Annotated in this window: 26 protein-coding genes; 5 read left to right on the top strand and 21 right to left on the bottom strand. The window is 71.8% G+C overall.

Annotation, left to right across the window (positions count from 1 at the left end):
* Nucleotides 1-28: 28 nt before the first annotated feature.
* Entirely contained in the window at nucleotides 29-481 is a 453-nt protein-coding gene (locus ACT26F_RS03555; protein ID WP_471669112.1) for a hypothetical protein, read from the bottom strand.
* A gap of 188 nt (nucleotides 482-669) precedes the next feature.
* Nucleotides 670-1056 (bottom strand): LysM peptidoglycan-binding domain-containing protein, encoded by a 387-nt coding sequence (locus ACT26F_RS03550; RefSeq protein WP_471669111.1) that lies wholly within the window; start codon nucleotides 1054-1056, stop codon nucleotides 670-672.
* 186 nt (nucleotides 1057-1242) lie between these two features.
* Between ACT26F_RS03550 and ACT26F_RS03545 the strand changes: the two genes are divergently transcribed.
* Entirely contained in the window at nucleotides 1243-2169 is a 927-nt protein-coding gene (locus ACT26F_RS03545) for a YihY/virulence factor BrkB family protein (RefSeq protein ID WP_471669110.1), read from the top strand.
* Between the two features lie 24 nt (nucleotides 2170-2193).
* Here the strand turns inward: ACT26F_RS03545 and ACT26F_RS03540 are convergent, their stop codons facing one another.
* A complete protein-coding gene (locus ACT26F_RS03540) occupies nucleotides 2194-2502 on the bottom strand; it encodes a hypothetical protein (RefSeq protein ID WP_471669109.1) in 309 nt (102 codons plus the stop codon).
* Nucleotides 2503-2603: 101 nt separating this feature from the next.
* On the opposite strand from ACT26F_RS03540, the gene lexA reads away from it, so the two are divergent.
* Nucleotides 2604-3290 (top strand): transcriptional repressor LexA, encoded by a 687-nt coding sequence (lexA, locus tag ACT26F_RS03535; protein ID WP_471669108.1) that lies wholly within the window; start codon nucleotides 2604-2606, stop codon nucleotides 3288-3290.
* A gap of 4 nt (nucleotides 3291-3294) precedes the next feature.
* Here the strand turns inward: lexA and galE are convergent, their stop codons facing one another.
* The 6 genes from galE to miaA all read right to left on the bottom strand — a co-directional run bounded on the left by galE (nucleotide 3295) and on the right by miaA (nucleotide 11207).
* The gene (galE, locus tag ACT26F_RS03530; RefSeq protein WP_471669107.1) at nucleotides 3295-4257 is read right to left on the bottom strand and encodes a UDP-glucose 4-epimerase GalE; all 963 of its coding nucleotides are present in this window, start codon (nucleotides 4255-4257) and stop codon (nucleotides 3295-3297) included.
* A gap of 20 nt (nucleotides 4258-4277) precedes the next feature.
* Nucleotides 4278-6005, bottom strand: a complete 1728-nt coding sequence (locus ACT26F_RS03525; protein WP_471669106.1) for a carboxypeptidase-like regulatory domain-containing protein — start codon at nucleotides 6003-6005, stop codon at nucleotides 4278-4280.
* Nucleotides 6006-6048: 43 nt separating this feature from the next.
* Complete coding sequence (locus ACT26F_RS03520; protein ID WP_471669105.1) at nucleotides 6049-8004, bottom strand: ATP-dependent DNA helicase; 1956 nt, start codon at nucleotides 8002-8004, stop codon at nucleotides 6049-6051.
* A gap of 81 nt (nucleotides 8005-8085) precedes the next feature.
* Nucleotides 8086-9483, bottom strand: coding sequence for a GTPase HflX (gene hflX, locus ACT26F_RS03515; protein ID WP_471669104.1), 1398 nt, complete (start codon nucleotides 9481-9483; stop codon nucleotides 8086-8088).
* Nucleotides 9480-10289: a diaminopimelate epimerase gene (gene dapF / locus ACT26F_RS03510; RefSeq protein WP_471669103.1), complete on the bottom strand. Its 810-nt coding sequence runs from the start codon at nucleotides 10287-10289 to the stop codon at nucleotides 9480-9482. The genes hflX and dapF overlap by 4 nt, the downstream gene beginning before the upstream one ends.
* Nucleotides 10290-10298: 9 nt before the next feature.
* Complete coding sequence (gene miaA / locus ACT26F_RS03505) at nucleotides 10299-11207, bottom strand: tRNA (adenosine(37)-N6)-dimethylallyltransferase MiaA (RefSeq protein WP_471669102.1); 909 nt, start codon at nucleotides 11205-11207, stop codon at nucleotides 10299-10301.
* 83 nt (nucleotides 11208-11290) lie between these two features.
* Between miaA and ACT26F_RS03500 the strand changes: the two genes are divergently transcribed.
* Nucleotides 11291-11569 carry an antitoxin gene (locus ACT26F_RS03500; protein WP_471669101.1) on the top strand — a complete coding sequence of 93 codons (279 nt, stop codon included), beginning with the start codon at nucleotides 11291-11293 and terminating at the stop codon, nucleotides 11567-11569.
* A gap of 39 nt (nucleotides 11570-11608) precedes the next feature.
* Here the strand turns inward: ACT26F_RS03500 and lgt are convergent, their stop codons facing one another.
* From lgt to trpC, 4 genes are read right to left on the bottom strand one after another with little or no spacing between them, the layout of a single operon-like run.
* Nucleotides 11609-12454: a prolipoprotein diacylglyceryl transferase gene (lgt, locus tag ACT26F_RS03495; protein ID WP_471669100.1), complete on the bottom strand. Its 846-nt coding sequence runs from the start codon at nucleotides 12452-12454 to the stop codon at nucleotides 11609-11611.
* On the bottom strand, nucleotides 12454-13251 hold the full coding sequence (gene trpA / locus ACT26F_RS03490; protein ID WP_471669099.1) for a tryptophan synthase subunit alpha: 798 nt from the start codon (nucleotides 13249-13251) through the stop codon (nucleotides 12454-12456). The genes lgt and trpA overlap by 1 nt, the downstream gene beginning before the upstream one ends.
* Nucleotides 13248-14489, bottom strand: coding sequence for a tryptophan synthase subunit beta (gene trpB, locus ACT26F_RS03485; protein ID WP_471669098.1), 1242 nt, complete (start codon nucleotides 14487-14489; stop codon nucleotides 13248-13250). Before trpB ends, trpA begins: the two co-directional genes overlap by 4 nt.
* 39 nt (nucleotides 14490-14528) lie before the next feature.
* The gene (gene trpC / locus ACT26F_RS03480) at nucleotides 14529-15344 is read right to left on the bottom strand and encodes an indole-3-glycerol phosphate synthase TrpC (protein ID WP_471669097.1); all 816 of its coding nucleotides are present in this window, start codon (nucleotides 15342-15344) and stop codon (nucleotides 14529-14531) included.
* Nucleotides 15345-15483: 139 nt separating this feature from the next.
* Here trpC and ACT26F_RS03475 point away from each other — a divergent pair, with 139 nt between their 5' ends.
* Nucleotides 15484-16311 (top strand): hypothetical protein, encoded by an 828-nt coding sequence (locus tag ACT26F_RS03475; protein ID WP_471669095.1) that lies wholly within the window; start codon nucleotides 15484-15486, stop codon nucleotides 16309-16311.
* 56 nt (nucleotides 16312-16367) lie between these two features.
* On the opposite strand, the gene ACT26F_RS03470 is transcribed toward ACT26F_RS03475, so the two are convergent.
* The 7 genes from ACT26F_RS03470 to hisF form a co-directional block, all read right to left on the bottom strand.
* A complete protein-coding gene (locus tag ACT26F_RS03470) occupies nucleotides 16368-16739 on the bottom strand; it encodes a DUF2752 domain-containing protein (protein WP_471669094.1) in 372 nt (123 codons plus the stop codon).
* 53 nt (nucleotides 16740-16792) lie between these two features.
* On the bottom strand, nucleotides 16793-16993 hold the full coding sequence (locus ACT26F_RS03465; RefSeq protein ID WP_471669093.1) for an HGxxPAAW family protein: 201 nt from the start codon (nucleotides 16991-16993) through the stop codon (nucleotides 16793-16795).
* A 52-nt stretch (nucleotides 16994-17045) separates the two neighbouring features.
* Nucleotides 17046-17603: a Trp biosynthesis-associated membrane protein gene (locus ACT26F_RS03460; RefSeq protein WP_471669092.1), complete on the bottom strand. Its 558-nt coding sequence runs from the start codon at nucleotides 17601-17603 to the stop codon at nucleotides 17046-17048.
* Nucleotides 17600-17938 (bottom strand): phosphoribosyl-AMP cyclohydrolase, encoded by a 339-nt coding sequence (gene hisI, locus ACT26F_RS03455; RefSeq protein ID WP_471669091.1) that lies wholly within the window; start codon nucleotides 17936-17938, stop codon nucleotides 17600-17602. The genes ACT26F_RS03460 and hisI overlap by 4 nt, the downstream gene beginning before the upstream one ends.
* Before the next feature lie 120 nt (nucleotides 17939-18058).
* On the bottom strand, nucleotides 18059-19831 hold the full coding sequence (locus ACT26F_RS03450) for an ABC transporter ATP-binding protein (protein ID WP_471669090.1): 1773 nt from the start codon (nucleotides 19829-19831) through the stop codon (nucleotides 18059-18061).
* A complete protein-coding gene (locus tag ACT26F_RS03445) occupies nucleotides 19824-21674 on the bottom strand; it encodes an ABC transporter ATP-binding protein (RefSeq protein WP_471669089.1) in 1851 nt (616 codons plus the stop codon). The genes ACT26F_RS03450 and ACT26F_RS03445 overlap by 8 nt, the downstream gene beginning before the upstream one ends.
* Nucleotides 21671-22432, bottom strand: coding sequence for an imidazole glycerol phosphate synthase subunit HisF (hisF, locus tag ACT26F_RS03440; protein WP_471669088.1), 762 nt, complete (start codon nucleotides 22430-22432; stop codon nucleotides 21671-21673). Before hisF ends, ACT26F_RS03445 begins: the two co-directional genes overlap by 4 nt.
* A 4-nt stretch (nucleotides 22433-22436) precedes the next feature.
* Between hisF and ACT26F_RS03435 the strand changes: the two genes are divergently transcribed.
* Nucleotides 22437-23084, top strand: a complete 648-nt coding sequence (locus ACT26F_RS03435) for a hypothetical protein (RefSeq protein ID WP_471669087.1) — start codon at nucleotides 22437-22439, stop codon at nucleotides 23082-23084.
* A gap of 15 nt (nucleotides 23085-23099) precedes the next feature.
* Here the strand turns inward: ACT26F_RS03435 and priA are convergent, their stop codons facing one another.
* Nucleotides 23100-23822, bottom strand: a complete 723-nt coding sequence (gene priA / locus ACT26F_RS03430; protein ID WP_471669086.1) for a bifunctional 1-(5-phosphoribosyl)-5-((5-phosphoribosylamino)methylideneamino)imidazole-4-carboxamide isomerase/phosphoribosylanthranilate isomerase PriA — start codon at nucleotides 23820-23822, stop codon at nucleotides 23100-23102.
* Nucleotides 23823-23845: the final 23 nt, after the last annotated feature.

The following is a 23845-nucleotide window of genomic DNA, read 5'->3' as shown; positions in this document are numbered from 1 at the left end:
CTCCGGGCCCTCGTGCGTGGGAACGCGATCAGCCGTGCCGACGCGAGAGCAGCACGGCGGCGCCGTGCCCGGCCAGGGCGGCCAGCACCTGCAGCGCCATCGAGGTGACGACGACGCCGATGCCCAACCACCAGTACACGGGGCCGGAACCGGCCAGCAGGACGAGCAGGACCGAGACCATCGCGAGCGATCCGCCGGCGACGACCCAGGCGAGCGCGCCCATGTCGGCCGGGCGGACGCGTTGCCAGGTGAAGGCGCCCGCGGCGATCACGAGCAGTACGGCGGCGGCCGCGGCGGGACTGACCTCGGTCACGTTGCTGCCGAGCCAGCGGGCGGGCCGGGCGACGCCGTCAGGGGCGTCGAGCGGAAGCAGCCACGTCAGCGCGCTCCCGGCGAACAGCGCCAAGGCCCGCCACATCACCTGGGCCCGGAAGCGGGTCATGACATGGATGTGGTGGGTGTGGGCGACGACGGCCATCACGATCCCCTCCTCGACGTCGGGTCGTGCTCTCCACGCTACGCCGTCACCGGCCAATGACGGGTGACAAGCGGTGAAAGCGTGTCGAATCCTCGATGAATCCCGGGGTGGGTCGCGACGGAAATGCGGCGGCGGCGCTCACCGGCCCCTTCCCCGAGGCATGGTGAGCGCCGCCGACGGCGGTGCTGCGGTCACTCGGTGACCGGGACCGCCAGGGTGGCGCCGATCGGCAGCTTGCTGCCGTTCTCGAGCGCGTTGAGTCGGATGATCTCGTCGACCGTCTCGCGGATGTCGGCGTCCGGCCGGGCGTCCGCGGCGATGCTCCAGAGCGTCTGCCCGGGCTGGACCGTGATCGTCGTGACCTCGCCGGGGGCGTCGTCGGTGGCCGCGACGGAGGACCCGAACATGATCCCCAGTGCCGTGATCACGAGCACCGCCACGCCGACGAGGGCGAGGCGACCGCGGTGGGTGAGCCGCACGGGCGCCGGCTCGGGCCGGGAGACGCGGTAGGTCGTGCGGGTCGGCGCGAGCGAGATGCGGCCGGTGCCGATGCGGTAGTCGTCCAGTGCGATGGTCATGATGCCTCCAGGGGAAGAGCGGCGATCCGTTCGATTCGAGCAGGTGTTCTATCGAACACGTGAACGACTCTAGGGGTCGCCGCCGACAGAATCGCGCAGGTTCGAATTGATGTTCGATTCGGCGTGTCGCGCACGTGTTCGAATCGGCGCCGTGCGAGCGGGTCGTTCCCGCACTAGCGTCGAGGTGTGAACGCCCTCCGCACTCTTCGCACGGCCTGGCGCCAGGCCTCCTCGCGGCAGGCTCCCCTGCTGGCCGCCGGCGTCGCCTTCTACCTGTTCACGTCCCTGTTCCCCGCACTCATCGCCGCCGTGTCCATCTACGGACTCGTGGCGGACCCCGAGACCGTCGCGGACCAGACCGCCCGCATCTCCGACGCCCTGCCCGCCGACGCCGCCTCGCTCATCAACGGGCAGATCGAGCAGCTCACCTCGGCGCCCTCGAGCTCGCTGGGACTGAGCGCGGTCATCGCGATCGTGCTCGCGGTCTACGCGGCCTCCGGTGGCATCGGCAACCTCGTCACGGCGATCAACCAGCTGTTCGGCCTCGAGGACGACCGCTCCTTCCTGCGCCGCAAGCTGCTCGGCCTCGGACTCACCGCCGGGGGCCTGCTGTTCGGGCTCGTGGCGATCTCGCTCGTGGCCGTCGTCCCGGCCGTCCTGAACGTCGTCGACGCCGTTCCGGGCGTGCGCCTCGTCGCCCAGATCAGTCGCTGGGTCGTCCTCGCGCTGGCCGTCGTGCTCGCGATCGGCGTCCTCTACCGTGTCGCGCCGAACCGCACCCCGGCCGGCGGCCTCGTGACGAAGGGCGTCGTGCTGGCGGCGGTCATCTGGATGCTCGTCTCGTTCGGGTTCTCGTTCTACGTCAACACCTTCGGCAACTACGCGAAGACGTACGGCGCGCTGGCCGGTGTCGTCGTGCTGTTGCTGTGGTTGTGGATCGGGATGTACGCGATCCTGCTCGGCGCATGCGTCGAGGCGGCGCGCGAGCGCATCGTCACGCAGGAGACGCTCGCCGAGGACCAGTCGCTCGCCCGCCAGCGGGCCGCCGACGCGGGGATCGCCGTGGGTCTGGACGACTTCACCGAGGAGCTCGACCGACCGGCCCGCACCTGAGACCGGCCCGCTCCTGAGGCCGGCTCAGCCGAGTGCGCGGCCCAGCAGGAACGCGATCGCGCCGACCACCACGACGAGCGCGATCAGGCCGCTGACCAGCTCGACGTGACGCACCCCGTGATCGGGCACGCCCTGCTGCGCGAAGTCGACCTCGAAGTCCGGCAGCAGCAGGTTCAGGTCGACCGTGGCGGCGTCCGCCACGCCGTGCTCGGCGAGCAGCCTGCGTGCCGCGGCCTCGACCTGCGAGAGGTCGCTCGCGTCGGTCTCGCCGACTCCCGACACCTCGACCCGCCACGCGTCGTCCACGCGCTTCCCGACCACGACATAGCTCACGAGGCTCACCCTATGCCGCCGCCCGAGGCTCCCGCCGCGGGAGACTCGCCGGTGTCGAACAGATGTTTGATCCCCGGTCGCCGAGCCGTTACGGTCGGGTCATGAGTGAGAACCTCGACGGGCCGGTCGACATGACGGGGCTGACCAAGCGCCAGCGCCGGATCCTGGTGTTCCTCAAGGACCACATCGAAGATCGCGGCTATCCGCCGAGCATGCGCGAGGTGGGCGCTGCGTGCGACCTGGCCAGCACGTCCTCGGTCTCGCACCAGCTGCGCATGCTCGAGCGCAAGGGCTACATCCGCCGCGACCCCAACCGTCCGCGGGCACTGGAGATCTACCTGCCCGACGCCAAGCCGGCCGGACGCCCCCGGCCCGTCGAGGTCGACGAGACCGACTCCGGCGACGCGATGCCCCAGCCCGCCTACGTGCCGATGGTCGGCCGGATCGCCGCCGGCGGCCCGATCCTGGCCGAGCAGCGCGTCGAGGAGGTCATGCCGCTGCCGCGCTCGCTGGTCGGCGACGGCACGCTCTTCCTGCTCGAGGTGCAGGGCGACTCGATGATCGACGCGGCGATCTGCGACGGCGACTTCGTCGTGGTACGTCAGCAGCAGGTCGCCGAGAACGGCGAGATCGTCGCCGCCATGATCGACGGCGAGGCCACCGTCAAGACGCTCAGCCGCCGCGACGGGCACGTGTGGCTGCTGCCGCAGAACCCCGCCTACGCGCCGATCGACGGCACGGACGCGACGATCGTGGGCAAGGTCACCGCAGTCCTGCGCCGGGTCTGACCGACTACTCCGCCGCGGCGCGGGCGCGCCAGGCGCTCGCGACCATGTCGTCGATCGTGTGCCGCATCCGCCAGTCGAGGTCGCGGGCCGCGAGCTCTCCGGACGCCACGATCCGCGCCGGGTCGCCCGGCCGGCGGCCCTCGACCAGCGGCTCGAAGTCGACACCCGTCGTGCGAGCGACCGCCCCCATGATCTGGCGGACGGACACGCCCTCGCCGCTGCCGAGGTTGTAGACCGGCTCGAGGTCCTCGTCGGCGATCAGTCGCTGCACGGCGGTCACGTGCGCCTCGGCGAGATCGGCCACGTGGACGTAGTCGCGCACGCAGGTGCCGTCGGGCGTCGCGTAGTCGTCGCCGAAGATCTTCGGCCGGTGACCCTCGTCGAGCGCCCGGATGACCAACGGGAACAGGTTGTGCGGGCTCGAGTCGAACAGGTCGGGCTCGCCCGATCCGACGACGTTGAAGTAGCGCAGCGAGGTGTGCCGCAGGCCCGTCGCGAGACCCTGGTCGCGGATCATCGACTCCCCCACGAGCTTGGACTCGCCGTAGGGCGACTCGGGGCGGGTGGGCGTCTGCTCGGTGACGATCGCGACATCGGTCGTGCCGTACACGGCCGCGGTGCTCGAGAACACGATCCGGGAGACGTCGAGACGCTCCATCGCGCGCAGCAGGCTCAGCGTGCCGCCCACGTTCTGCCGCCACGTGTGCAGTGGTCGCTGCACCGAGACGCCCGCGTACTTGAACGCGGCGAGGTGGACGACCGCCTCGATCGGCGTGTCCTCCAGCTGCTCCACGAGCTGCTTGGCACGCAGGATGTTGAGGTCGAGCAGTCGCACGTCGTCGGGAACGAAGGCACGGTGGCCGCTCGACAGGTCGTCGACCACGATCGACTCCAGTCCGGCCCTGCCCAGTGCCCGCACGACGTGCGCGCCGATGTAGCCGGCTCCGCCGGTCACGAGGATCGCCACTTGCGCAGCCTAGTCGCGGGTCACTGGACGAACCGCAGGGTGCCCACGGACTTGCCCTTGCCGCGGGTGACCTTCACCGAGTGGGCGCCCTTGAACTTGCGCGAGATGCCGCGCCAGGAGTCGGCGTTGACGACGACGGTGTACCGGCCGGAGGCGAGGCCGGTGACCTTGAAGCGGCCGCCACCGTCGGTCATCGCCGTCCGGTAGACCTTCTTGCCGTCGCTGGACGTCAGACGCACGAGCAGCTCGGTGCGCGGCTTGATCTTGGACGCCGTGACCCGGCCGCTGACCCAGCCGCCCTTGGCGTTCCGCAGCGCGACGTTCGTCGTGCCGCCCCGGACCTGGACCAGCTTGTACGCGCCGGCGGAGAACGCCCGGCAGTGCTCGCGGTACATCTTGTGGTTCTGCGCCTTCCACTTCTCGAAGGCGCGGTCGAGTCCGTTGAAGTAGCCGTTGTTGTTGTCGTAGCGGCTGCTGTACCAGGCCTGGCAGCCCGTGCGGCGGCCCACCTCGACCCAGTAGAGGCCCTCACCGAGCGTGAAGCTGCGGTCCGTCTGGCTGGCCCGGACGACGTCGGACCTCAGGACCGACCGACCCTTGGCGTACTCGCGGATCGTGACGTAGCGGTCGACCTTCGCGGTGCTGGACTGACCCTGGTAGCCCGACACGCGCACGTTGACCGTGGTGCGTCCCGCGGCGGTGTTGAGGTTCTGGGTGACGCTGCCCGCGGCGAGCGGGAGCATCGTCGGCGTCGAGCTGGCGTTCCTGCGGTAGTTGACCGCCGCGTGGCACGTGCCGAAGCGGTTGTTCCACTGCGAGTCCTCGGACTTGACCGCGTAGACACGCGACCCGTTCGTGGGGACGAAGCCGATCTCGTAGCGACCGGCGCTGTTGGTGGTGTCGCGGCCGTAGATGTTCGCGCAGCTCATGACGTCGAGGTCGGCGAGCGCCCGAGAGGACTTCGACCAGTACGGCGGCCGGCCGATCAGGGTGACCTCGGTGCCGGAGACGGCCGAGGAGCCCTTCGTCACGGTGCCCCGGATCGAGGAGTAGCGCGCGTTCGCGGTGAAGCGGTAGCCGGCGCCGCGGGTGACCCGCACGCCGGAGCCCGAGGAGATCTCGCGGCTGCCGCCGGCGAAGGAACCGTTGCCACCACGCCACCACCACGACCGGCTCTGGCCGTCCGAGGTGCCCGTGACGTGGAGCTTGTACGTCGCCGAGGGGCCGTTGTTGACGCCCATCCGCACCTTGAAGCTGAAGGGCGCCGAGGAGCCGCCGGCGAGCTCGCGCTTGCTGACCAGCCGGTCGCGCTTGTGCGAGCCGATCGCCCAGAGCTCGACCTCGACGTTGCCCGCCGTGGGTCCGCCGACGCGGGTGACGGTGCCGGCGATCGTGCCGTACGGGACCGGCGACTCCATCGTGATCCGGCGCGTCTTGGCGCCCGAGATCCTGAGGTTCGCGACGCGCTTGGCCTTCCAGCCCGTGAACCGGAAGGTGATGTACTTCGACTTGCGGCCACTGATCGTGTAGGACCGGGCCTGCGACGAGGCGCCGTCGATCCAGATCTTGCCCTTGCACGTCTTCTTGCCCACGCACTTGGCCCAGACCTTGCCGTAGCCGGTCGAGGACATCGCGACGAGCGACGTGTTCGAGACGACCTTGTTCGCGGCCTCGGCGGGCGACGCGACGAAGAGCGACCCGACCAGCGCCGCACAGACGACGGCCAGCGAGGTGAGACGGAACGACATGGGATCCCCGAGTTTTTGTGGATGGTCAGACCGGGTCACGATATCAAACTGCGGCCGAATTCCCCGATTGCGCGGACTCGTCGAGGCGCCGCAGGGCAGCCGTGACGACGGACCGGTCGGTCGTGCGCCACAAGGGCGGCAGCGATGACGCCAGGAATCCCCCGTACCGGGCCGTCACGAGCCTCGGGTCGAGGATGGCGACGACGCCCCGGTCGCTCGACCGCCGGATCAGCCGGCCGGTCCCCTGCGCCAGCAGCAGCGCCGCGTGTTGCGCCGCGACCTGCATGAAGCCGTTCCCGCCGTGCTTCTCGACGAGACGCTGCCGCGCGCTCATGAGCGGGTCGTCGGGCCGCGGGAACGGGATCCGGTCGATGATCACGAGGGTGCACGTGTCCCCCGGCAGGTCCACGCCCTGCCACAGGCTCAGGGTGCCGAACAGGCACGTGCTGGGCTCGGCGGCGAATCTCCGCGCGAGCTCGGGCAGCTGGGCGTCACCCTGGCACCACACGTCGAGGCCGGGCAGCGACTCGCGCACGTACTCGGCGGCGCGTTCGGCCGCCCGGCGCGAGGAGAACAACCCGAGGGTCCGGCCGCCCGCCGCCTTCACGAGCGCGGTGATCTCGCCGAGCTGGTCCGCCTCGAGTCCGTCGCGTCCCGGGGTCGGCAGGTGGCGGGCGACGTAGAGGATCCCCTGCTTGGCGTAGTCGAACGGCGAGCCGACGTCCAGGCCCGTCCAGTCGGTGCCGCGCGAGTCCAGGCCGAGCGACGACGCGATCGGCCCGAACGATCCGCCCAGCGTCAGGGTCGCGCTGGTCAGCACGACGGTCTTCTCGCCGAACAGCTTCTCGCGCAGGTCGCCCGAGACGTCGATCGGCGCGATCCGCAGCTGCAGCGACGACCGGCCCTCGCCGAGCCACAGGACGTCGGTCTCGCGGCCGGCCGCCATCCGCTCGGCGACCTGACGGACGTCGTCGACCATGGTCCGTGCCTGCTGCCGAGCCGGGTCGGCGTCCTCCGACTTCTCCTTCGCGAAGCCCGAGAAGCAGGCCCGCGCCGTGTCGCGGACGAGGTTGAGGGCCGCCTCGAGCGACTGCTCGATCGTGTCGATCCGGCCGGGCGGGACATGGGTCAGCGCGTCGGCCAGGGCGTCGGACGCGTCCACGAGATCGCGCGCGAGGTCGGTCTTGTCGCGGTCGAGGTGCCGTTCGGCGCGGTCAGCGGCCCGCTTGACGTGGCCGGGGTCGAGCTCGTCGGTGGAGGCCTGCGTGACCCGCGCGGCCAGCTCGTGGGCCTCGTCGACGACGACGGCGTCGAACTCCGGCAGCATCGGCACGCCCTCGATCGCGTCGATCGCGAGCATCGCGTGGTTCGTGACCACGACGTGCGCCTGCGCCGCGTCATCGCGCGCCCGTTCGGCGAAGCACTCCGTGGCGTACTCGCACCGCGCGGCGCCGAGGCACTCGCGGGCCGACACGCTGACCTGTCGCCACGCGCGGTCCTGGTGGGAGGGGGCCGCATCGCGGTCGCCCGTGTGGCCTCCCGTCGCCTGCTCCTCGGCCCACTCGCGCAGCATCACGACCTCCCCGCCGAGGGAGCCCTCGGGGATCTCGACGAGCACGCCCTGGTCGTCGGGCGCCCCCTGCCGGACGCGGTGCAGGCACGCGTAGTTCGCGCGGCCCTTCACGACCGCGTGGTGCGGGACGGTGCTCATCGTGGCCCGGGCGGCCTCCTTGAGGGCGGGCAGGTCACGCTCGACGAGCTGGTGCTGCAGGTTCAGGGTGGCGGTGGCGACGACGACACGCTTGTCGTGCAACAGCGCCGGGACGAGGTAACCGAGGGACTTGCCGGTGCCCGTGCCCGCCTGAACCAGCAGGTGCCGACCTTCGGTCAGCGCCTGCTCCACGGCTTCGGCCATCGCGACCTGCCCCGGGCGCTCCGTACCGCCGACCGACTCGACCGCGGCGGACAGGACGGTCTTCACGGAGGGCTGCGCGGGCATGGGGGAACGCTACCCGCCCGGCCGGCGGGACCGGCCGGCGATCCACAGGCCGTCTCGCGCGCCGCCGGCGACGAGCACGGGTCAGGAACGCACGAAGGGCGCGAGCTCGGCGGCCAGCTCGGGGTGGACCCGGGCGACGAGGTGGGTTCCGTCGGCCTCGTGCTCGAGGGTCTCGATCTCGCCGTGCAGGTGGACGCGGTTCACGAGGTCGCCGCGCGAGTACGGGACGACGACGTCGACCAGCGACGCGGGCACCGGCAGGTCCGCCTCGATCGCGCCGAGCAGCTCGTCGATCCCCTCGCCCGTGCGAGCGCTGACGACGACGGCGTGCGGCTCGCGGGCGAGCAGCGACTTGAGCACGAGCGGGTCGGCGGCATCGGCCTTGTTGACCACGACGATCTCGGGCACCTTGAGGGCGCCGATCTCGGAGAAGACCTCGCGCACCGCGGCGATCTGACCCTCGGGGTCGGGATGCGATCCGTCGACGACGTGCAGCACGAGGTCGGCGTCGGAGACCTCCTCGAGGGTCGACCGGAACGCCTCGACCAACTGGTGCGGCAGGTGCCGGACGAACCCGACCGTGTCCGAGAGCGTGTAGACGCGGCCGTCGGAGGTCTCGGTGCGGCGGGTCGTGGGGTCGAGCGTCGCGAACAGGGCGTCCTCGACGAGCACGCCCGCACCCGTCAGCCGGTTCAGCAGGCTGGACTTGCCGGCGTTCGTGTAGCCCGCGATCGCCACCGACGGGATCTTGTGACGCCGCCGCTCGGCCTTCTTGGTGTCGCGGGCGCCGCGCAGGTCGACCAGCTCGCGGCGCAGCTTCGACATCTTGGCCTGGATGCGGCGGCGGTCCGTCTCGAGCTTCGTCTCACCGGGTCCGCGGCCGCCGATGCCCTCGCCGCCGGCCGCCCGGCCGCCGGCTTGGCGTGACAGGTTGCCGCCCCAGCCGCGCAGACGCTGCGTCTGGTACTGCAACTGCGCCAGCTCGACCTGGGCCTTGCCCTCGGCGCTCTTGGCGTGCTGGGCGAAGATGTCCAGGATCAGCGCGACCCGGTCGACGACCTTGACCTTGACCCGGTCCTCGAGGTTGCGCAGCTGGCTGGGCGCGAGCTCGCCGTCGCAGATGACCGTGTCGGCGCCGGTCGCCTTGACCGCGTCGCGCAGCTCGTCGACCTTGCCGCGGCCGATGAACGTCGCCGGGTCGGGCTTCTGGCGGCGCTGGACGAGGGCGTCGAGCACCTCGGAGCCGGCGGTCTCGGCGAGCGCGGCGAGCTCGGTCAGCGAGTTCTCGGCGTCCTCGGCCGTGCCCTCGGTCCACACGCCCACGAGCACGACCCGCTCGAGGCGCAGCTGGCGGTACTCGACCTCGCTGATGTCCTCGAGCTCGGTCGACAGCCCGGCGACGCGGCGCAGGGAGGAGCGCTCCTCGAGGTCGAGCGTGCCCGTGTCGGGCTCGTGCTGGTCGCGACGCTCGTCGGTCACGCGAACCACTCCATCGTGCCGCCGGCGACGATCTGCGCCGGACCGGTCAGCAGCGTCCGCTCGGGCGAGACGGCGATGCGCAGGGTGCCGCCGGGCACGTCGACGCGATAGACGGCGTCGGTCGCCCCGTCGGCGCGGGCCGTCGCGATCGCCGTGGCGCACGCGCCCGTGCCGCAGGACCGCGTCTCGCCGGAGCCGCGCTCGTGGACGCGCATCGCGACGTGACGCTCGTCGAGGCGCTGGACGAACTCGATGTTGACGCCCTCGGGGAACACCGCGTCGTCGAAGCCGGGCTGCTCGGTCAGCGGACCCGCGTCGGCCACGGTGTCGACGAAGGCGACGGCGTGCGGGTTGCCGGTGTGGACCTCGAGCGCCTCCCACGTGTGCCCGTCGGCGGAGACCTTCGTGTGGGTGCCCGTGGACCAGGCGCCCATGTCGACCGTGAGCTCGTCGCCGTCGACCGTGAGGGTCTTGAGTCCGTCACGCGTGCCGATCGCGAACTCCGGACCGGTGACGAGGCCGTGGTCGAGCAGGTGCCGGCCGAACACCCGGATGCCGTTGCCGCACATCTGGCTCAGCGACCCGTCGGCGTTGCGGTAGTCCATGAACCACTCCGCGGGCGAGTCGACGCCGAGCGATGCCGAGCGGATCACCCGCATGACGCCGTCGGCCCCGATGCCGCGTCGCCGATCGCACAGGGCCGCGACGAAGGCCGGGTCGAGGTCGCCGTGGACCGTGCCGTCGTGGTCCGGGAGCAGCACGAAGTCGTTCTCGGTGCCGTGCCCCTTGAACCACGCGAATGCCATTGCCCCAGCCTACGTGGCCGCGACGACTGCCCGCGCACGCCGGACGAGGTCGGGGGCGTCGAACGGCAGCCAGTGGATCCGCGGGTCCTTGCGCATCATGCGGTCCTGGCGGCGCGCGAACCGGCGCGTGCCGGCCTTCGTCGCCTCGCGGGCCTCGTCCTCGGTGGTACGACCGGCCAGGAACGCGAGCACCTGCTGGTAGCCCAGCGCACGCGAGGCGGTCGGTGAGCCGGGCAGGCCGTCGAGCGAGCGGACCTCCTCGACGAGTCCGTCGGCCCACATCCGGTCGACCCGGGCGTCGATCCGGGCGTCGAGCACGTCCCGGGGCACGTCGAGGCCGATCATGACGACGTCGGGATAGATCGACACCGGCTCGGGCATGCGCGCCGCGAAGCTCCCGCCGGTCAGCTCGCCGACCTCGAGCGCTCGCACGATGCGCCGGCCGTTGGTCGGCAGGATCTGCTCCGCGGCGGCGGGGTCGCGCTCGGCGAGCAGGGCGTGCAACGCCGCGGGTCCCTCGTGCTCCAGTCGCCGGCTCCAGCGCTCCCGCACGCGCGGATCGGTGCCGGGGAACTCCAGTGGATCGAGCGCGGCCCGCAGGTACAGCGACGAGCCGCCGACCAGGATCGGGACTCCCCCACGCGCACGCACCTCGTCGATCGCGGCGCGGGCCATCGTCTGGAACTGCGCGACGTTGGCCTCCTCGCGGACGTCGAGGACGTCGAGCAGGTGGTGCGGCACGCCGCGTCGCTCCTCAGGGGTGGCCTTCGCGCTGCCGACGTCCATCCCGCGGTACAGCTGGACCGAGTCCGCGTTGACGACCTCGCCGTGGGTCGCGAGCGCCAGCTCGACCGACAGCGCGGTCTTGCCCGACGCGGTCGGACCGACCACCGCCACCACGGCCCCGTTCCGCTCCATGGACAGCAGTCTCGCAGGCCGGATCGGCAGTACCGTGGCTGCGGGTCCCGGTGTGCGGGACCGACGAGACGAAGGGGGCAGCCATGGGGTTCTTCGACAGGTTCAAGGGCAAGGACACGAGCGAGTTGCTCGACGAGGCGAAGGCCGGCGCCGCCGACCTCGGCGACACGGCGAAGGACGTGGCCGCCGCGCACGGTGACGACATCGAGAGCGCGATCGACAAGGTCGCCGATCTCGCCGATCAGGCCACCGGCGGCAAGTTCAGCGACAAGATCGACGAGGCGGCCGAGAAGCTCAAGGACGTCGCAGCCGAGCAGGCCGAGGGCGGCGAGCAGGCCGAGGGCGGCGAGCCGACCGCCTGACGCTCCCGAGGGCCGCTGGCAGTGACGTTCGGGGGCGCCTCAGGGCGTTTCCGGCCCCGAAACGTCACGCTCAGCGGCCTCGTCACTGCGGATCCGGCGGCCGGCCCAGACGAAGTAGCCCAGCGCGAGGGTGAAGACGACGATCGACGTCCACACGTTGAGCCGGAACGGCCCGATGTGGTTGACGGTGTCGATCCGCAGCGTCTCGATCCAGCCGCGTCCGGCGGTGTAGAGCATGACGTACAGCGCGAACACGCGCCCGTGGGTGAGCTTGAAGCGGTGGTCGAGCCACACCAGGAGCGCCGCGGCCGCCAGGTTCCACAGCGCCTCGTACAGGAAGGTCGGGTGGAACGTCGCGAACTGCTCGTAGCCGTCGGGGCGGTACTGCGGCGCGATCTGCAGGCCCCAGGGCAGGGTCGTGGGACCGCCGAAGAGCTCCTGGTTGAACCAGTTGCCGAGGCGACCGATCGCCTGCGCGACCAGCAGGCCGGGCGCGAGCGCGTCGGCCATCGTCAGGAAGTCGATGTCGTAGCGCTTGCACGCGATCCACGCGCCGACGCCGCCGAAGGCGATGGCGCCCCAGATGCCCAGGCCGCCCTCCCAGATCTTCACGACGTCGAACGCGTTGCGCCCGTCACCGAAGTAGAGCTCGGGGTCGGTGATCACGTGGTAGATCCGGCCGCCGATGATCCCGAACGGGATCGCCCACACGGCGATGTCGCCGATCGCGCCGGGGCGGCCGCCGCGGGCCACGAAGCGCCGCTCGCCGATGAAGATCGCCGCGATGCAGCCCGCGATGATGCACAGCGCGTACGCGCGCAGCGGGAACGGGCCGAGGTGCCACACCGACTCGGCCGGCGACGGGATGTAGGCCGCGACGTCCATCAGCCGCGCTCCACCCCGGCGCGCAGGTCGGCGGCCAGCGCGCGGACCGCGTCCAGCCCGGCCTGCTCGTCCGGCGCGTCGAGCAGGCAGCGCACGAGCGCCGACCCGACGATCACGGCGTCGGCGAACCGGGCGACCTCGCGGGCCTGCGCACCGTTGCTGACGCCGAGTCCTACACCGATCGGGGTGTCGGTGACCTCGCGGAGCCGAGCGACCAACTCCGGCGCGAGGCTGCTGGTCTGCTCACGCTGGCCCGTGACTCCCATGACGGCGGTCGCGTAGACGAAGCCGCTCGCCGCCTGCGCCGTGAGCGCGAGCCGGTCGGTGGTCGACGAGGGGGCGACGAGGTAGATCCGGTCGAGGCCGTGGGCGCGCGAGGCGCGATCCCAGTCGGCGCCCTCGTCGGGGATGAGGTCGGGGGTGATGAGGCCCGCGCCGCCCGCTGCCGCGAGGTCGGCGGCGAACCGGTCGACGCCACGGCGCTCGACGGGGTTCCAGTACGTCATCACGACGGTGGGGGTGCCGGTGGCGGCCGTCGCGCGCACGACCTCGAACACGTCGTCGACGCGTGTTCCGCCGGCCAGGGCGATCTCGGCCGCGGCCTGGATCGTCGGACCGTCCATCACCGGGTCGCTGTACGGCAGGCCGACCTCGACGAGGTCGACGCCGCCCTCGATCATGGCGGCGATCGCCTTGATCGAGCCCTCGACGGTCGGGAACCCGGCCGGCAGGTAGCCGACGAGCGCCGCACGGTTCTGCGCCCGCGTCGTCGCGAAGAGGTCGTCGATCGCGCTCATTCCTCGACCCCCTGCTCCAGGACGACCGGCTCGTCGAGCAGCCCGAAGTACTCGGCTGCGGTGTGCACGTCCTTGTCGCCGCGGCCCGACAGGTTCACGAGCAGGACCGCATCGGGACCCAGCTCCTCGGCCAGCTCGATCGCGCCGGCCAGCGCGTGCGCGGACTCGATCGCGGGGATGATGCCCTCGGTCTTGCACAGCAGGTCGAACGCCGCCATGGCCTGCGCGTCGGTCGCGGGCCGGTACTCCGCGCGACCGGTGTCGGCCAGGTAGGCGTGCTCGGGGCCGACGCCCGGGTAGTCCAGCCCCGCGCTGATCGAGTGCGACTCGATGGTCTGGCCGTCCTCGTCCTGCAGCAGGAACGAGCGTGCACCGTGCAGCACGCCGACCTCGCCGGCGGTGATCGTGGCGGCGTGCCGACCCGTCTCGAATCCGTCGCCGCCGGCCTCGATGCCGACGAGCCGGACGTCGGCATCGGGCACGAAGGCCGTGAACAGGCCGATCGCGTTCGAGCCGCCGCCGACGCACGCGATGGCCGCGTCCGGCAGGGCCCCGGTCAGCTCGAGGCACTGGGCCCGGGCCTCGTCGCCGATGCCGCGGGTCAGCTCGCGCACCATCGTGGGGAACGGGTGCGGTCCGGCCGCCGTGCCGAACAGGTAGTGCGTCGTGTCGACCGTGGTGACCCAGTCGCGCAGCGCCTCGTTGATCGCGTCCTTGAGCGTCCGGCTGCCGGTCGTGACGGGGATGACCTCGGCGCCGAGCATCTTCATCCGCGCGACGTTGAGCGCCTGGCGCTCGGTGTCGACCTCGCCCATGTAGACGGTGCACTCGAGGTCGAGGTAGGCGCACGCGGTGGCCGAGGCGACGCCGTGCTGGCCCGCGCCCGTCTCGGCGATGCAGCGCGGCTTGCCGATGCGCTTGGCCAACAGCGCCTGGCCGATCACGTTGCGGATCTTGTGGGCGCCGGTGTGGTTGAGGTCCTCGCGCTTGAGCAGGACCCGGGCGCCGACCGCCTCGGAGAAGCGGTGCGCCTCGTACAGCGGACTGGGCACGTTGGCGTACTCGCGCAGCATCCGGTCGAGCTCGGACCGGAAGGCCGGGTCGGCCTGGGCGGCCTCCCACTCGCGGGTGATCTCGTCGAGCGGGGCGATGAGCGCCTCGGGCATGAACCGGCCGCCGAAGCGGCCGAAGTGGCCCGGCCCGTCGGGCAGCGCGGACAACGGGGATGAAGTGGTCATGAGGTGGTGGTCCTGGTCGGGGGCGGGCGGCAGCTCAGGTCAGCTGGGCTGCCATCGGTGCTGCAACGCCGGGTGCAGACCCGCGGCCACGAGGTCGGCGACGCTCGCGCGGGGGTCGTCGCCCTTGACGAGGGTCTCGCCGACGAGCACCACGTTCGCGCCGAAGCGGGCGTACTCGATGACGTCGTGCGGTCCGCGCACACCGGACTCGGCGACCTTGACGACGGAGTCGGGGATCTTCGGCGCGAGCCGCTCGAACGTCTGGCGATCGACCTCGAGGGTCTTGAGGTTGCGCGCGTTCACGCCGATGAGGTCGGCGTCGGCCGCCAGGGCCCGCTGCACCTCGAGCTCGTCGTGCACCTCGACGAGCGGCGTCAGCCCGATCGAGCGGGCTCGGTCGATGAGCGACTCGAGGGCCTTCTGCTCGAGTGCCGCGACGATGAGCAGCGCCATGTCGGCGCCGACCGCGCGGGCCTCCCACAGCTGGTACGACGTCGTGATGAAGTCCTTGCGCAGCACCGGCACGTCGACCTGGGCGCGCACGGCGCGCAGGTCCTCGAGCGTGCCACCGAAACGGCGCTGCTCGGTCAGGACGCTGATCGCCGCGGCACCGCCGGCGGCGTAGTCGGTGGCCAGCGAGGCCGGATCCTTGATGTCGGCCAGGGCGCCCTTGCTCGGGCTGGAGCGCTTGACCTCGGCGATCACCGAGACACCTTCGGCGCGGAACGCGGGCAGCGGGTCGAGGGCCGGCGGCTGGCGCGACGCCGACTGCTTCAGGTCGTCCAGGGACACCTTCGCCTGGCGTTCCGCCAGGTCCTCGGCCACCCCGGCGAGGATCTCGTCCAGCACGGTCATGGCTCTCCCCTTCCTCGCACGGTCATCACATCTGACAGGTCACCAGCGTAGACCCGCCCGGCAGGGTCCCCTCACACGCCCCGGACCGTGGATGCCGCACGGGGTGTTGCCCGTCCGCGATCGTCCCTATGCTCAGTCCATGACGACCAACGAGCCGCCCGTCGGACCCGATCCCGAGAAGCCCGAAGGGTCCGTTCCTCCGCCTCCCCCGCCGTCCTACGGCAGCACCCAGTACCCGCCGCCCGGCGATGCGTCCGCCGGTTACGGCGCCGGCGGCTACCCGCCTCCGCCGCCGGCCGATTCGGGCTACGACACCCCCTTCAACTCGACCGAGGCGATCGCCTACGGCTGGAAGAAGTTCACGGGCAACGCCGGCCAGTGGCTGCTCGCGGGCCTGCTGATCGTCGCAGTCTCCCTCGTGTTCGCCGGCCTGAGCTGGATCGCCCAGCCCGATGTCGACCCCGGGGACGAGCTCAACTTCGGCTCGACGTTCAGCCTCGCGAGCGTCATCGTGAACGTCCTGTCGGTGCTCGTCGGCTACGTCATCTCGGGGTACGTCTACCGCGGCGCCCTGGACGAGACCGAGGGTCGCAAGTTCGCCCTCGGCGAGACCTTCTCGCGCGTGCCGGTCGCGAACGTCATCATCACGTCGCTGCTCGTCGCGATCGGCGTCACCGTCGGCCTCCTCCTGTGCTTCATCCCCGGCATCCTCTTCGCGTTCCTGTCCTGGTTCGCGCTGCTGTTCGTGGTCGACAAGAACCAGTCGGCCGTCGAGGCCATCTCGTCGAGCGTCAAGCTGATCTGGGCGAACTTCGGGCAGGCCTTCTTCCTCGGGGCGCTCTCGTTCATCATCATCCTGCTCGGCGCCTGCATCTGTGGCCTCGGCCTGTTCGTGGCCTACCCGGTCGCGACGATCGCCACGGCCTACGCCTACAGGAAGTTCCAGGACCAGCCGGTCGCCCCCTGACGACCACCGTCCACGGAACCCGTCGCCTCCGGGCGGCGGGTTTCGTCGTCCCGGGGCTAGGGAGCCAGCCAGGCGCCCCACGGGGTGAGCCTGAGGATCCAGAACGCCCCGGCCAGGACCCCGCCCAGCACGACGGTGCGCGAGGAGAGCGTCAGGAACGGTGCGTCGATGCCTCGGGCCCGGCGCACGAGCCACACGGCCCAGGCCACCACGCTGCCGAGCACGAGCACGACGGCGAGCAGGTTGCTGGACACGGCGGGCACGAGCTCGCCGTTCGTCAGCAGGTTCACGGCCCGCAGTCCACCGCAGCCCGGGCAGGGCTGGCCGGTGAGGAGCAGGAACGGGCAGTAGCCGTAGGAGCCCGACTCGTGCGGATCGCGGACGTGCAGCAATGCGAAGGCCCCGGCACCGACCGCGGCGGTCAGCAACGGGGCCCGCAGGAGCCGACCGCGCGAGGCGGTGGCGGAGTCGGGGACGGTGCTCAGTGGCCCTTCGCCCGGTCGACGCCGTAGCCGGCGACCGACAAGATCTTGCCGAGCGGGAGCGCGGCCACGACGAGGACGACTCCGATCGTGAACAGGACCCAGTTCGGTTCGGGGATCAGGGCGATCCCGCCGATGAGGAAACCGGCGAGGCTGACGAGGACGGCTGTCCAGGCGGCCGGGGACGAACCGTGCGACATGGGGTCACTCCTTGGGATGCTCGGGGCGTGTGTGCGACAGCCTACTCGGTGGTCAGACGGTCGGATCGACACCGTCGTCGATGGCCTTCCACAGGTCGCTGGGATCGGCCTCACGCGCGGACGGCGCCTCGTACCGGCCGCCCATCGTCGGCCAGTCCGCACCACGGCGGACGATCACGAGACCCACAACGGACGCGAGTGCGAACAGTCCGATCGTGACCCACGGCCACGGCCCGCTCGACCAGTCGACGTCGCTCGCGCCGGAGGCGCCTGCCGCGTCGAGGGCGCGCCGGCGCGCCTCGTCCATCCGGTCAGCGGCCCCGGCGACCAGGCCGATCCCGCCGACGCCGGCCAGCACCACGAGCCCACCGATCCACCGGCGCAGCCGCGGACCGGCCGCGAGGATCCCCAGACTCGAGGCGAGCACGAGCACGGCGAGGCCGGCCGCGCCCCCGGCGACGTCGGATCCGGCCACCGTCACGTCGCTGACCGGCAGTCCGGACACCGCGGCCGTCGACCACGGGCGGCGCAGGCACAGCAGCGCACCGCCGCCGGTGACCACGAGGGCCACGACGACCGGGAACAGCAGGTTGCGCGCGGTCCGGCTCACCGCAGCCGGTCCGCGTCGAAGCACGTCGTGGCGCCGGTGTGGCACGCCGGTCCCTGCTGGTCGACGACGAGCAGGAGGGTGTCGCCGTCGCAGTCGAGGCGCACCTCGCGCACGTGCTGGGTGTTCCCGGACGTCTCGCCCTTGACCCAGTACTCCTGCCGGCTGCGGCTCCAGAACGTCGACCGACCCGTGCTGAGCGTGCGGTGCAGCGCCTCGTCGTCCATCCAGCCCATCATCAGCACGGCATGACTCGTCGCGTCCTGCACGACGGCGGGGACCAGGCCGGCCTCGTTGCGCTTCAGCCGGGCGGCGATGGTCGGGTCGAGGGAGCTCACCGGACCATTCTCTCAGGCGGCTCGCGGCTCGGGTTTACCACGGTGCCTTGGTTCCTTGGCTCCTCCCGTGGTGAATTTGCCACGGGCCGAAGGGACAAACCGAGGGACCGTGGTAAACCGTCAGGCCAGCGACGCCTGGGCGACCCACGAGGCGTGGAGGCGGGCGTAGACCCCGCCGGCGAGGACGAGGTCGCGGTGGTGGCCGTCCTCGACCAGCCGGCCCTGGTCGAAGACGAGGATCCGGTCCGCGTTCTCGGCGGTCGAGAGCCGGTGCGCGATCGTGACGCTCGTGCGTCCCTCGAGCAGGTGGTCCAGGGCGCGGGTGGCGCGCAGCTCGGTGCGCGGATCGACCGCGGAGGTGGCCTCGTCGAGCACGAGCAGCTCGGGGTCCGCCAGCGCCGACCGCACGAGCGCCACGAGTTGGCGCTCCCCCGCCGACAACGACTCGCCGCGCTGGCCGACGCGGGTCTCGAGGCCGCGAGGCAGCGCCGCGAACCAGTCGGCCAGGCCCAACCGGGCGATCGCGGCGACGAGCTCGTCGTCGGTCGCGTCGCGGGCGCCGTAGCGCAGATTCTCGGCGAGCGTCGCGTCGAACAGGAAGCCCTCCTGCGGCACCATCAGCACGTGCCGGCGCAGCTCGTCGAACGCCACGTGGGCGATGTCGACGCCACCGAGCACGACCCGGCCCTGCGCCGGATCCATCAGCCGGGTCAGCAGCTTGGCGAAGGTCGTCTTGCCCGATCCCGTCTCACCGACGACGGCGACCCGCTGCCGCGTCGGGATCGTCACGTCGACATCGGCCAGCACCGTCGGACCGTCGGGGTACGAGAACGAGACGTGCTCGAAGCGGGCGTCAATGTCGCCGTCGGGCAGCGCGACTCCCCCCGTCCCGGGATCGACGACGTCGGCGGGGGTGTCCAGAAGGTCCAGCACGCGACGCCACGAGGAGATCGCGTTCTGCGCCTCGGAGATCACCTGCGTGGCCATCTGCGCGGGCCCGGTGAACAGGCCGACGAGGAAGACGAACGCGACGACGGTGCCGATCGACAGCTCGCCGGCCACGCCGAGCCACACGCCGACCGCGACGACCGCGGCATTCGCCGCGCCACCGACGAGCACTGCGGCGGAGAACGCACCCGCCGTGATCGTCTGCGCCCGGATGTTGTCGCGGTAGTTCGCCCGGACCGCCGCGTCGACGCGCCCCTGCGTGCGCTCCTCGATCCCGTAGGAGCGGACGACCGCAGCACCCACGACGGGCTCGGCGATGACCGCGAGCATCTCGCCCACGCTGGCCCGCACGCGGTCGTAGGCGCGCGACATCGCCCCGGCGAGCCACCGCAGGCTCAACGCGAGCGGCACGAAGCTGACGAGCACGACGATCGTGAGCTGCCACGACAGGAACGCCATGACGACGGTCGCGACGAGCATCTGGCCGATGCTGACGATCATCATGATCCCGGTGAACTGCAGGAACTGGCTGATCTGGTCGACGTCCGAGGTCACCCGCGAGACGAGCGACCCGCGGCGCTGCGTGTTCTGGGTCAGCATCGACAGGTCGTGCACGTGCCGGAACGCCGCGACGCGCAGGTTCGCGAGCCCGCGCTCGCTCGCGGTGAAGATCCGCACCTTCGACCAGTAGCCGGTCACGGCGATCAGCGCCATGACGCCGGCCGCGATCAGCACCGAGCGGCGCACGAGCGCCATGTCGACACCGTCGGCGCCGAACCCGTCGTCGATCACGGATCGCACCACGAGCGACACGACCGTGCCGCCGGCCGTGCTGAGCAGTGCCAGCAGCAGGGTCAGCCAGATGCCCTCGACGATCTCGGGATTGCGGCGCAGACCGCGCATGATGACCGCGGTGCCACCCTCCCTGGCCGTGGGATCAGCCATGGTCGACCACCTCCTCCCGCGAGCTCTCGACCCTCGCGCGGTCGTAGGCGTCGACGAGGTGGCGGTACGTCGCGGAGCGCTCCCTCAGCTCGGCATCGGTGCCGCGGTCCGCGATCCGGCCGTGGTCGAGCAGGACGACCTCGTCGGCCAGCGCGATCGTGGCCTTGCGGTAGGCGACGACGACCGTCGTGGGCGCGCCTGCCCGGTCGGCCAGCGCGCGCAGGATCCGCTGCTCGACCTCGGGGTCCAGGGCGCTCGTGGCGTCGTCCATCACGAGGACGCGGGGATCGCGCACGAGGGCCCGCGCGAGGGCGAGCCGCTGACGCTGGCCGCCCGACAGGCTCGTGCCCCGCTCCCCCAGCTCGGTGTCGAGGCCGGCGGGCAGCGCCGCGACGAACCGGTCGGCCTGAACGATCCGCAGCGCCTCCCAGAGCCGGTCGTCGGACACCTCGAGGTCGAGCGCGACGTTGGCTCGCACCGTGTCGTCGAACAGGAACGTCGACTGCGGCACGAGGGCGACGGTGCGGGTCAGGGCATGCTGAGACAGGTCGCGGGCGTCGCGGCCGTCGAGCCGCACGGCGCCGGAGTCCGGGTCGACGAGACGCGTCACGAGCGAGGCGAGCGTGCTCTTGCCGCTGCCGGTGCTGCCGACGACGGCCGTCACGGTGCCGGCGGGGACGGTGAAGCTCAGGTCACGCAGGACGGCCGTGTCCGGCTCGTCCGGATGGCTGTAGTCGAGGTGCTCGACCGTCAGGGTGACCGGCGCCGTCCCGGGCACCTCCCCCTCGCCGTACGGCATGACGTCGCGGTCGCCCAGCACGCGCGAGACGCGGTCCCAGCCGACGACCGCGCGCGGGAGCTCACCGAGCACCCAGCCGAAGGAGCGGATCTGCATCCCGATCACGGTGAACAGGTACGCGACCTGGACCACGTCGCCCGCGTCGGCGCCGCCGGAGGACACGCGCCACGCCCCGAGCAGCAGCACGGCGAGCACCGCGAGGTTCGGCAGCGCCTCGATCACGGGGTCGAAGACCGCACGGATCCGACCGATCGCGACGTTCGCGTCCCGCAGGCGCTCGCTCGCGGCCCGGAACCGCGCCGTCTCGTCGGCCTCACGGCCCAGCGACTTGACCACGAGCGCCCCGTCGAACGACTCGTGTGCCACGGTCGAGACGTCGCCGCGCAGGCTCTGGGCGAGGGCGATGCGCGGGCCCTGCCACCGCTGGTAGATCGCGTTCGCGATGAACAGCAGCGGGATGACGACCAGACCGACGGCCGTCAGCACGACGTCGGCCAACAGCATCGTGACGACGGCCGCCACGAGCATCGCCACGGTGCCGATCGCCATCGGCAGCGGCATGAACACGCCCCAGGTCGCCTCGACGTCGGCGTTGGCGTTGCTCAGCAGCTGTCCGGTCGGGTGCCGGTGGTGCCACCGCAGCGGCAGCTGCAGGTAGCGGCGCGTGACGCGCAGTCGGTCGTCGCGCACGAGTCGGAAGAACACGACGCCGCCGAGCAGTCGTCGGCCGATGACGCCGACGGTGCGCAGGACGGCGGCCGCGAGGAACAGTGCCACGCCCGTCCACAGCGCCGCGGTGCGCACCTCGCCCTCACGGAACGAGGGGGTGATGACGTGGTCGGTGACCCAGCCGAGAACCCACGCGTCGGCGACCGTCATGACACCGAAGAGCAGGGACGACAGCGTCGCCCAGACGAACATCTGCTTCTGACGGGCGATGCCGCGGCCCATGACCACGAACCCCCGCCGGGTCAGCCCGTCGGTGCCACCCCCGCCCAGCGTGTCGATGACCGGCTCAGCCTCGACGGTGTCGGTCGCGGTCACCTGACCACGTGTCCCGCGGCTCGGAGCGTCTCCTTCACCGCGGGGATCGTCAAGGTGCCGAAGTGGAAGACGCTGGCGGCGAGCACCGCGTCGGCACCGGCCTCGACGGCCGGCGGGAAGTGCTCGAGCCGGCCCGCTCCCCCGCTCGCGATGAGGGGGACGTCGGTGACCTGCCGGACGGCGCGGATCAGCTCCAGGTCGAAGCCGGCCTGCGTGCCGTCGGCGTCCATCGAGTTGAGCAGGATCTCACCCGCGCCGAGAGCGGTCGCCTCGCGCGCCCACTCGACCGCGTCGATCCCGGCCGACTGGCGGCCGCCGTGGGTGGTCACCTCGAACCCGCTGGGCTGGTCTGCTGCACGTCGTGCGTCAACGCTGAGCACGAGGACCTGATTCCCGAAGCGGTGCGCGATCTCGGCGACGACCTCGGGCCGCGCGATCGCGGCCGTGTTGATCCCGACCTTGTCGGCGCCCGCGCGCAGCAGCCGGTCGACGTCCTCGACGGACCGGACGCCACCGCCCACGGTCAGCGGGATGAAGACCTGCTCGGCGGTCTGTCCGACGATGTCGTACGTCGTCGACCGGTCGCTGCTGGAGGCTGTGATGTCGAGGAACGCGAGCTCGTCGGCACCTTCGGCGTCGTAGACGCGGGCCATCTCGACCGGGTCGCCGGCATCACGCAGGTCGACGAAGTTCACGCCCTTGACGACGCGGCCCCCGTCCACGTCCAGGCACGGGATCACGCGGACGGCTAGGCTCACGGCCATGAGCCTAGCCCGTGCGCACCACCGCCGGTGGAGCCGCCTGCTGGCCCTCGCAACGGTCGCCGCACTCGCGCTGACGGCGTGCTCGGACGGGGCCGATCCGGCCACGCCCAGCCCGGCCACGACCACCACGGCGGCCACCACGTCGACGACGTCGGCACCCACCCCGCCGGCGACGACCCCGGCGATCGCGGACCTCGTCGTCGCACCCGGACGCGTCGGCGACGTCCGGGCGGGCATGACGAAGGACGAGGCGCTCGCCACGGGGCTGTTCGACGCGGACGTCGACAGCGGCGTGGACGGTTGCGGTCCCGTCGCCCTGGCGTGGAAGGAGGCGTACGCGTCCTCGCTGGACGTCTACACCTCCGACGACGGCACGATCGTGTCGATCGGCGTCCGCGGCGACGAACCGCGCACGGCCGACGGGCTCGGGGTGGGCAGCACCCTGCAGCAGATCTCGAAGGTCTACGAGACGGCCGAGCTCGCGGAGGCCGGCTTCGGCCAGACCGGGCTGTTCGTCACCGACGGCGAGGACTGGCTCGGCTTCCTCTTCGATGCCGACGTCGAGTCGATCGGCCCGCAGGAGCCCGTCACCTTCGTGGAGGTCACGCACGCGACCCGCCCCGACCTCATGCGCAGCGGCTGCTGACCCGTTCGGGACTGATCACCCGGCGACGGCGGCGAGTGCCTCCGGCAGCGTGAAGGCGCCCGCGTACAGCGCCTTGCCGACGATCGCACCCTCGACGCCGAGGCCGGTCAGGGACGCGATCGCGCGCAGGTCGTCGAGGCTCGAGACGCCGCCGGAGGCCACGACGGGCTTGTCGGTCCGCTCGCAGACCTGGCGCAGCAGGTCGAGGTTCGGGCCCTGCAGCGTGCCGTCCTTCGTGACGTCGGTGACGACGTAGCGCGAGCAGCCGTCCTGCTCGAGGCGCTCGAGCACCTCGAAGAGGTCGCCGCCCTCCTGCGTCCAGCCGCGCGCGGCCAGGGTCGTGCCGCGCACGTCGAGGCCGACCGCGACCCGGTCGCCGTACTCGGCGATCGCGGCCCGGCACCACTCGGGGTTCTCCAGGGCTGCCGTGCCGAGGTTGACCCGACGGCAGCCGGTCGCCATCGCCGCGGCGAGCGACTCGTCGTCACGGATGCCTCCGGACAGCTCGACCTGGACGTCGAGGCGTCCGACGACCTCGGCGAGCAGGGCGCGGTTGCTGCCCGTGCCGAAGGCGGCGTCGAGGTCGACCAGGTGGATCCACTCGGCACCGTCGGCCTGCCACTGCAGGGCGGCATCGAGCGGGGAGCCGTACGTCGTCTCGCTGCCGAGTTCGCCCTGGACCAGGCGGACCGCCTGGCCATCGGCGACGTCGACCGCGGGGAGGAGTTCGAGAGTCACCCGGCGATCGTATCGGCCCGGGT

The sequence above is a fragment of the Aeromicrobium sp. SP1 genome (genome assembly GCF_055663785.1).
Note: the sequence above shows the minus strand (reverse complement) of the source record. Positions and strands in the feature narration are given on the sequence as shown.

Excerpts from the sequence above, each read along its gene's own strand:
- ACT26F_RS03525 (WP_471669106.1), bottom strand. The coding sequence starts at position 6,005 with ATGTCGTTCCGTCTCACCTCGCTGGCCGTCGTCTGTGCGGCGCTGGTC.
- lgt (WP_471669100.1), bottom strand. The coding sequence starts at position 12,454 with ATGGACGTCGCGGCCTACATCCCGTCGCCGGCCGAGTCGGTGTGGCAC.
- ACT26F_RS03500 (WP_471669101.1), top strand. The coding sequence starts at position 11,291 with ATGGGGTTCTTCGACAGGTTCAAGGGCAAGGACACGAGCGAGTTGCTC.
- ACT26F_RS03475 (WP_471669095.1), top strand. The coding sequence starts at position 15,484 with ATGACGACCAACGAGCCGCCCGTCGGACCCGATCCCGAGAAGCCCGAA.
- ACT26F_RS03520 (WP_471669105.1), bottom strand. The coding sequence starts at position 8,004 with ATGCCCGCGCAGCCCTCCGTGAAGACCGTCCTGTCCGCCGCGGTCGAG.
- ACT26F_RS03465 (WP_471669093.1), bottom strand. The coding sequence starts at position 16,993 with ATGTCGCACGGTTCGTCCCCGGCCGCCTGGACAGCCGTCCTCGTCAGC.
- trpC (WP_471669097.1), bottom strand. The coding sequence starts at position 15,344 with ATGACCGTGCTGGACGAGATCCTCGCCGGGGTGGCCGAGGACCTGGCG.
- ACT26F_RS03435 (WP_471669087.1), top strand. The coding sequence starts at position 22,437 with ATGAGCCTAGCCCGTGCGCACCACCGCCGGTGGAGCCGCCTGCTGGCC.
- ACT26F_RS03450 (WP_471669090.1), bottom strand. The coding sequence starts at position 19,831 with ATGGCTGATCCCACGGCCAGGGAGGGTGGCACCGCGGTCATCATGCGC.
- trpA (WP_471669099.1), bottom strand. The coding sequence starts at position 13,251 with ATGAGCGCGATCGACGACCTCTTCGCGACGACGCGGGCGCAGAACCGT.
- ACT26F_RS03550 (WP_471669111.1), bottom strand. The coding sequence starts at position 1,056 with ATGACCATCGCACTGGACGACTACCGCATCGGCACCGGCCGCATCTCG.
- trpB (WP_471669098.1), bottom strand. The coding sequence starts at position 14,489 with ATGACCACTTCATCCCCGTTGTCCGCGCTGCCCGACGGGCCGGGCCAC.
- miaA (WP_471669102.1), bottom strand. The coding sequence starts at position 11,207 with ATGGAGCGGAACGGGGCCGTGGTGGCGGTGGTCGGTCCGACCGCGTCG.
- lexA (WP_471669108.1), top strand. The coding sequence starts at position 2,604 with ATGAGTGAGAACCTCGACGGGCCGGTCGACATGACGGGGCTGACCAAG.
- dapF (WP_471669103.1), bottom strand. The coding sequence starts at position 10,289 with ATGGCATTCGCGTGGTTCAAGGGGCACGGCACCGAGAACGACTTCGTG.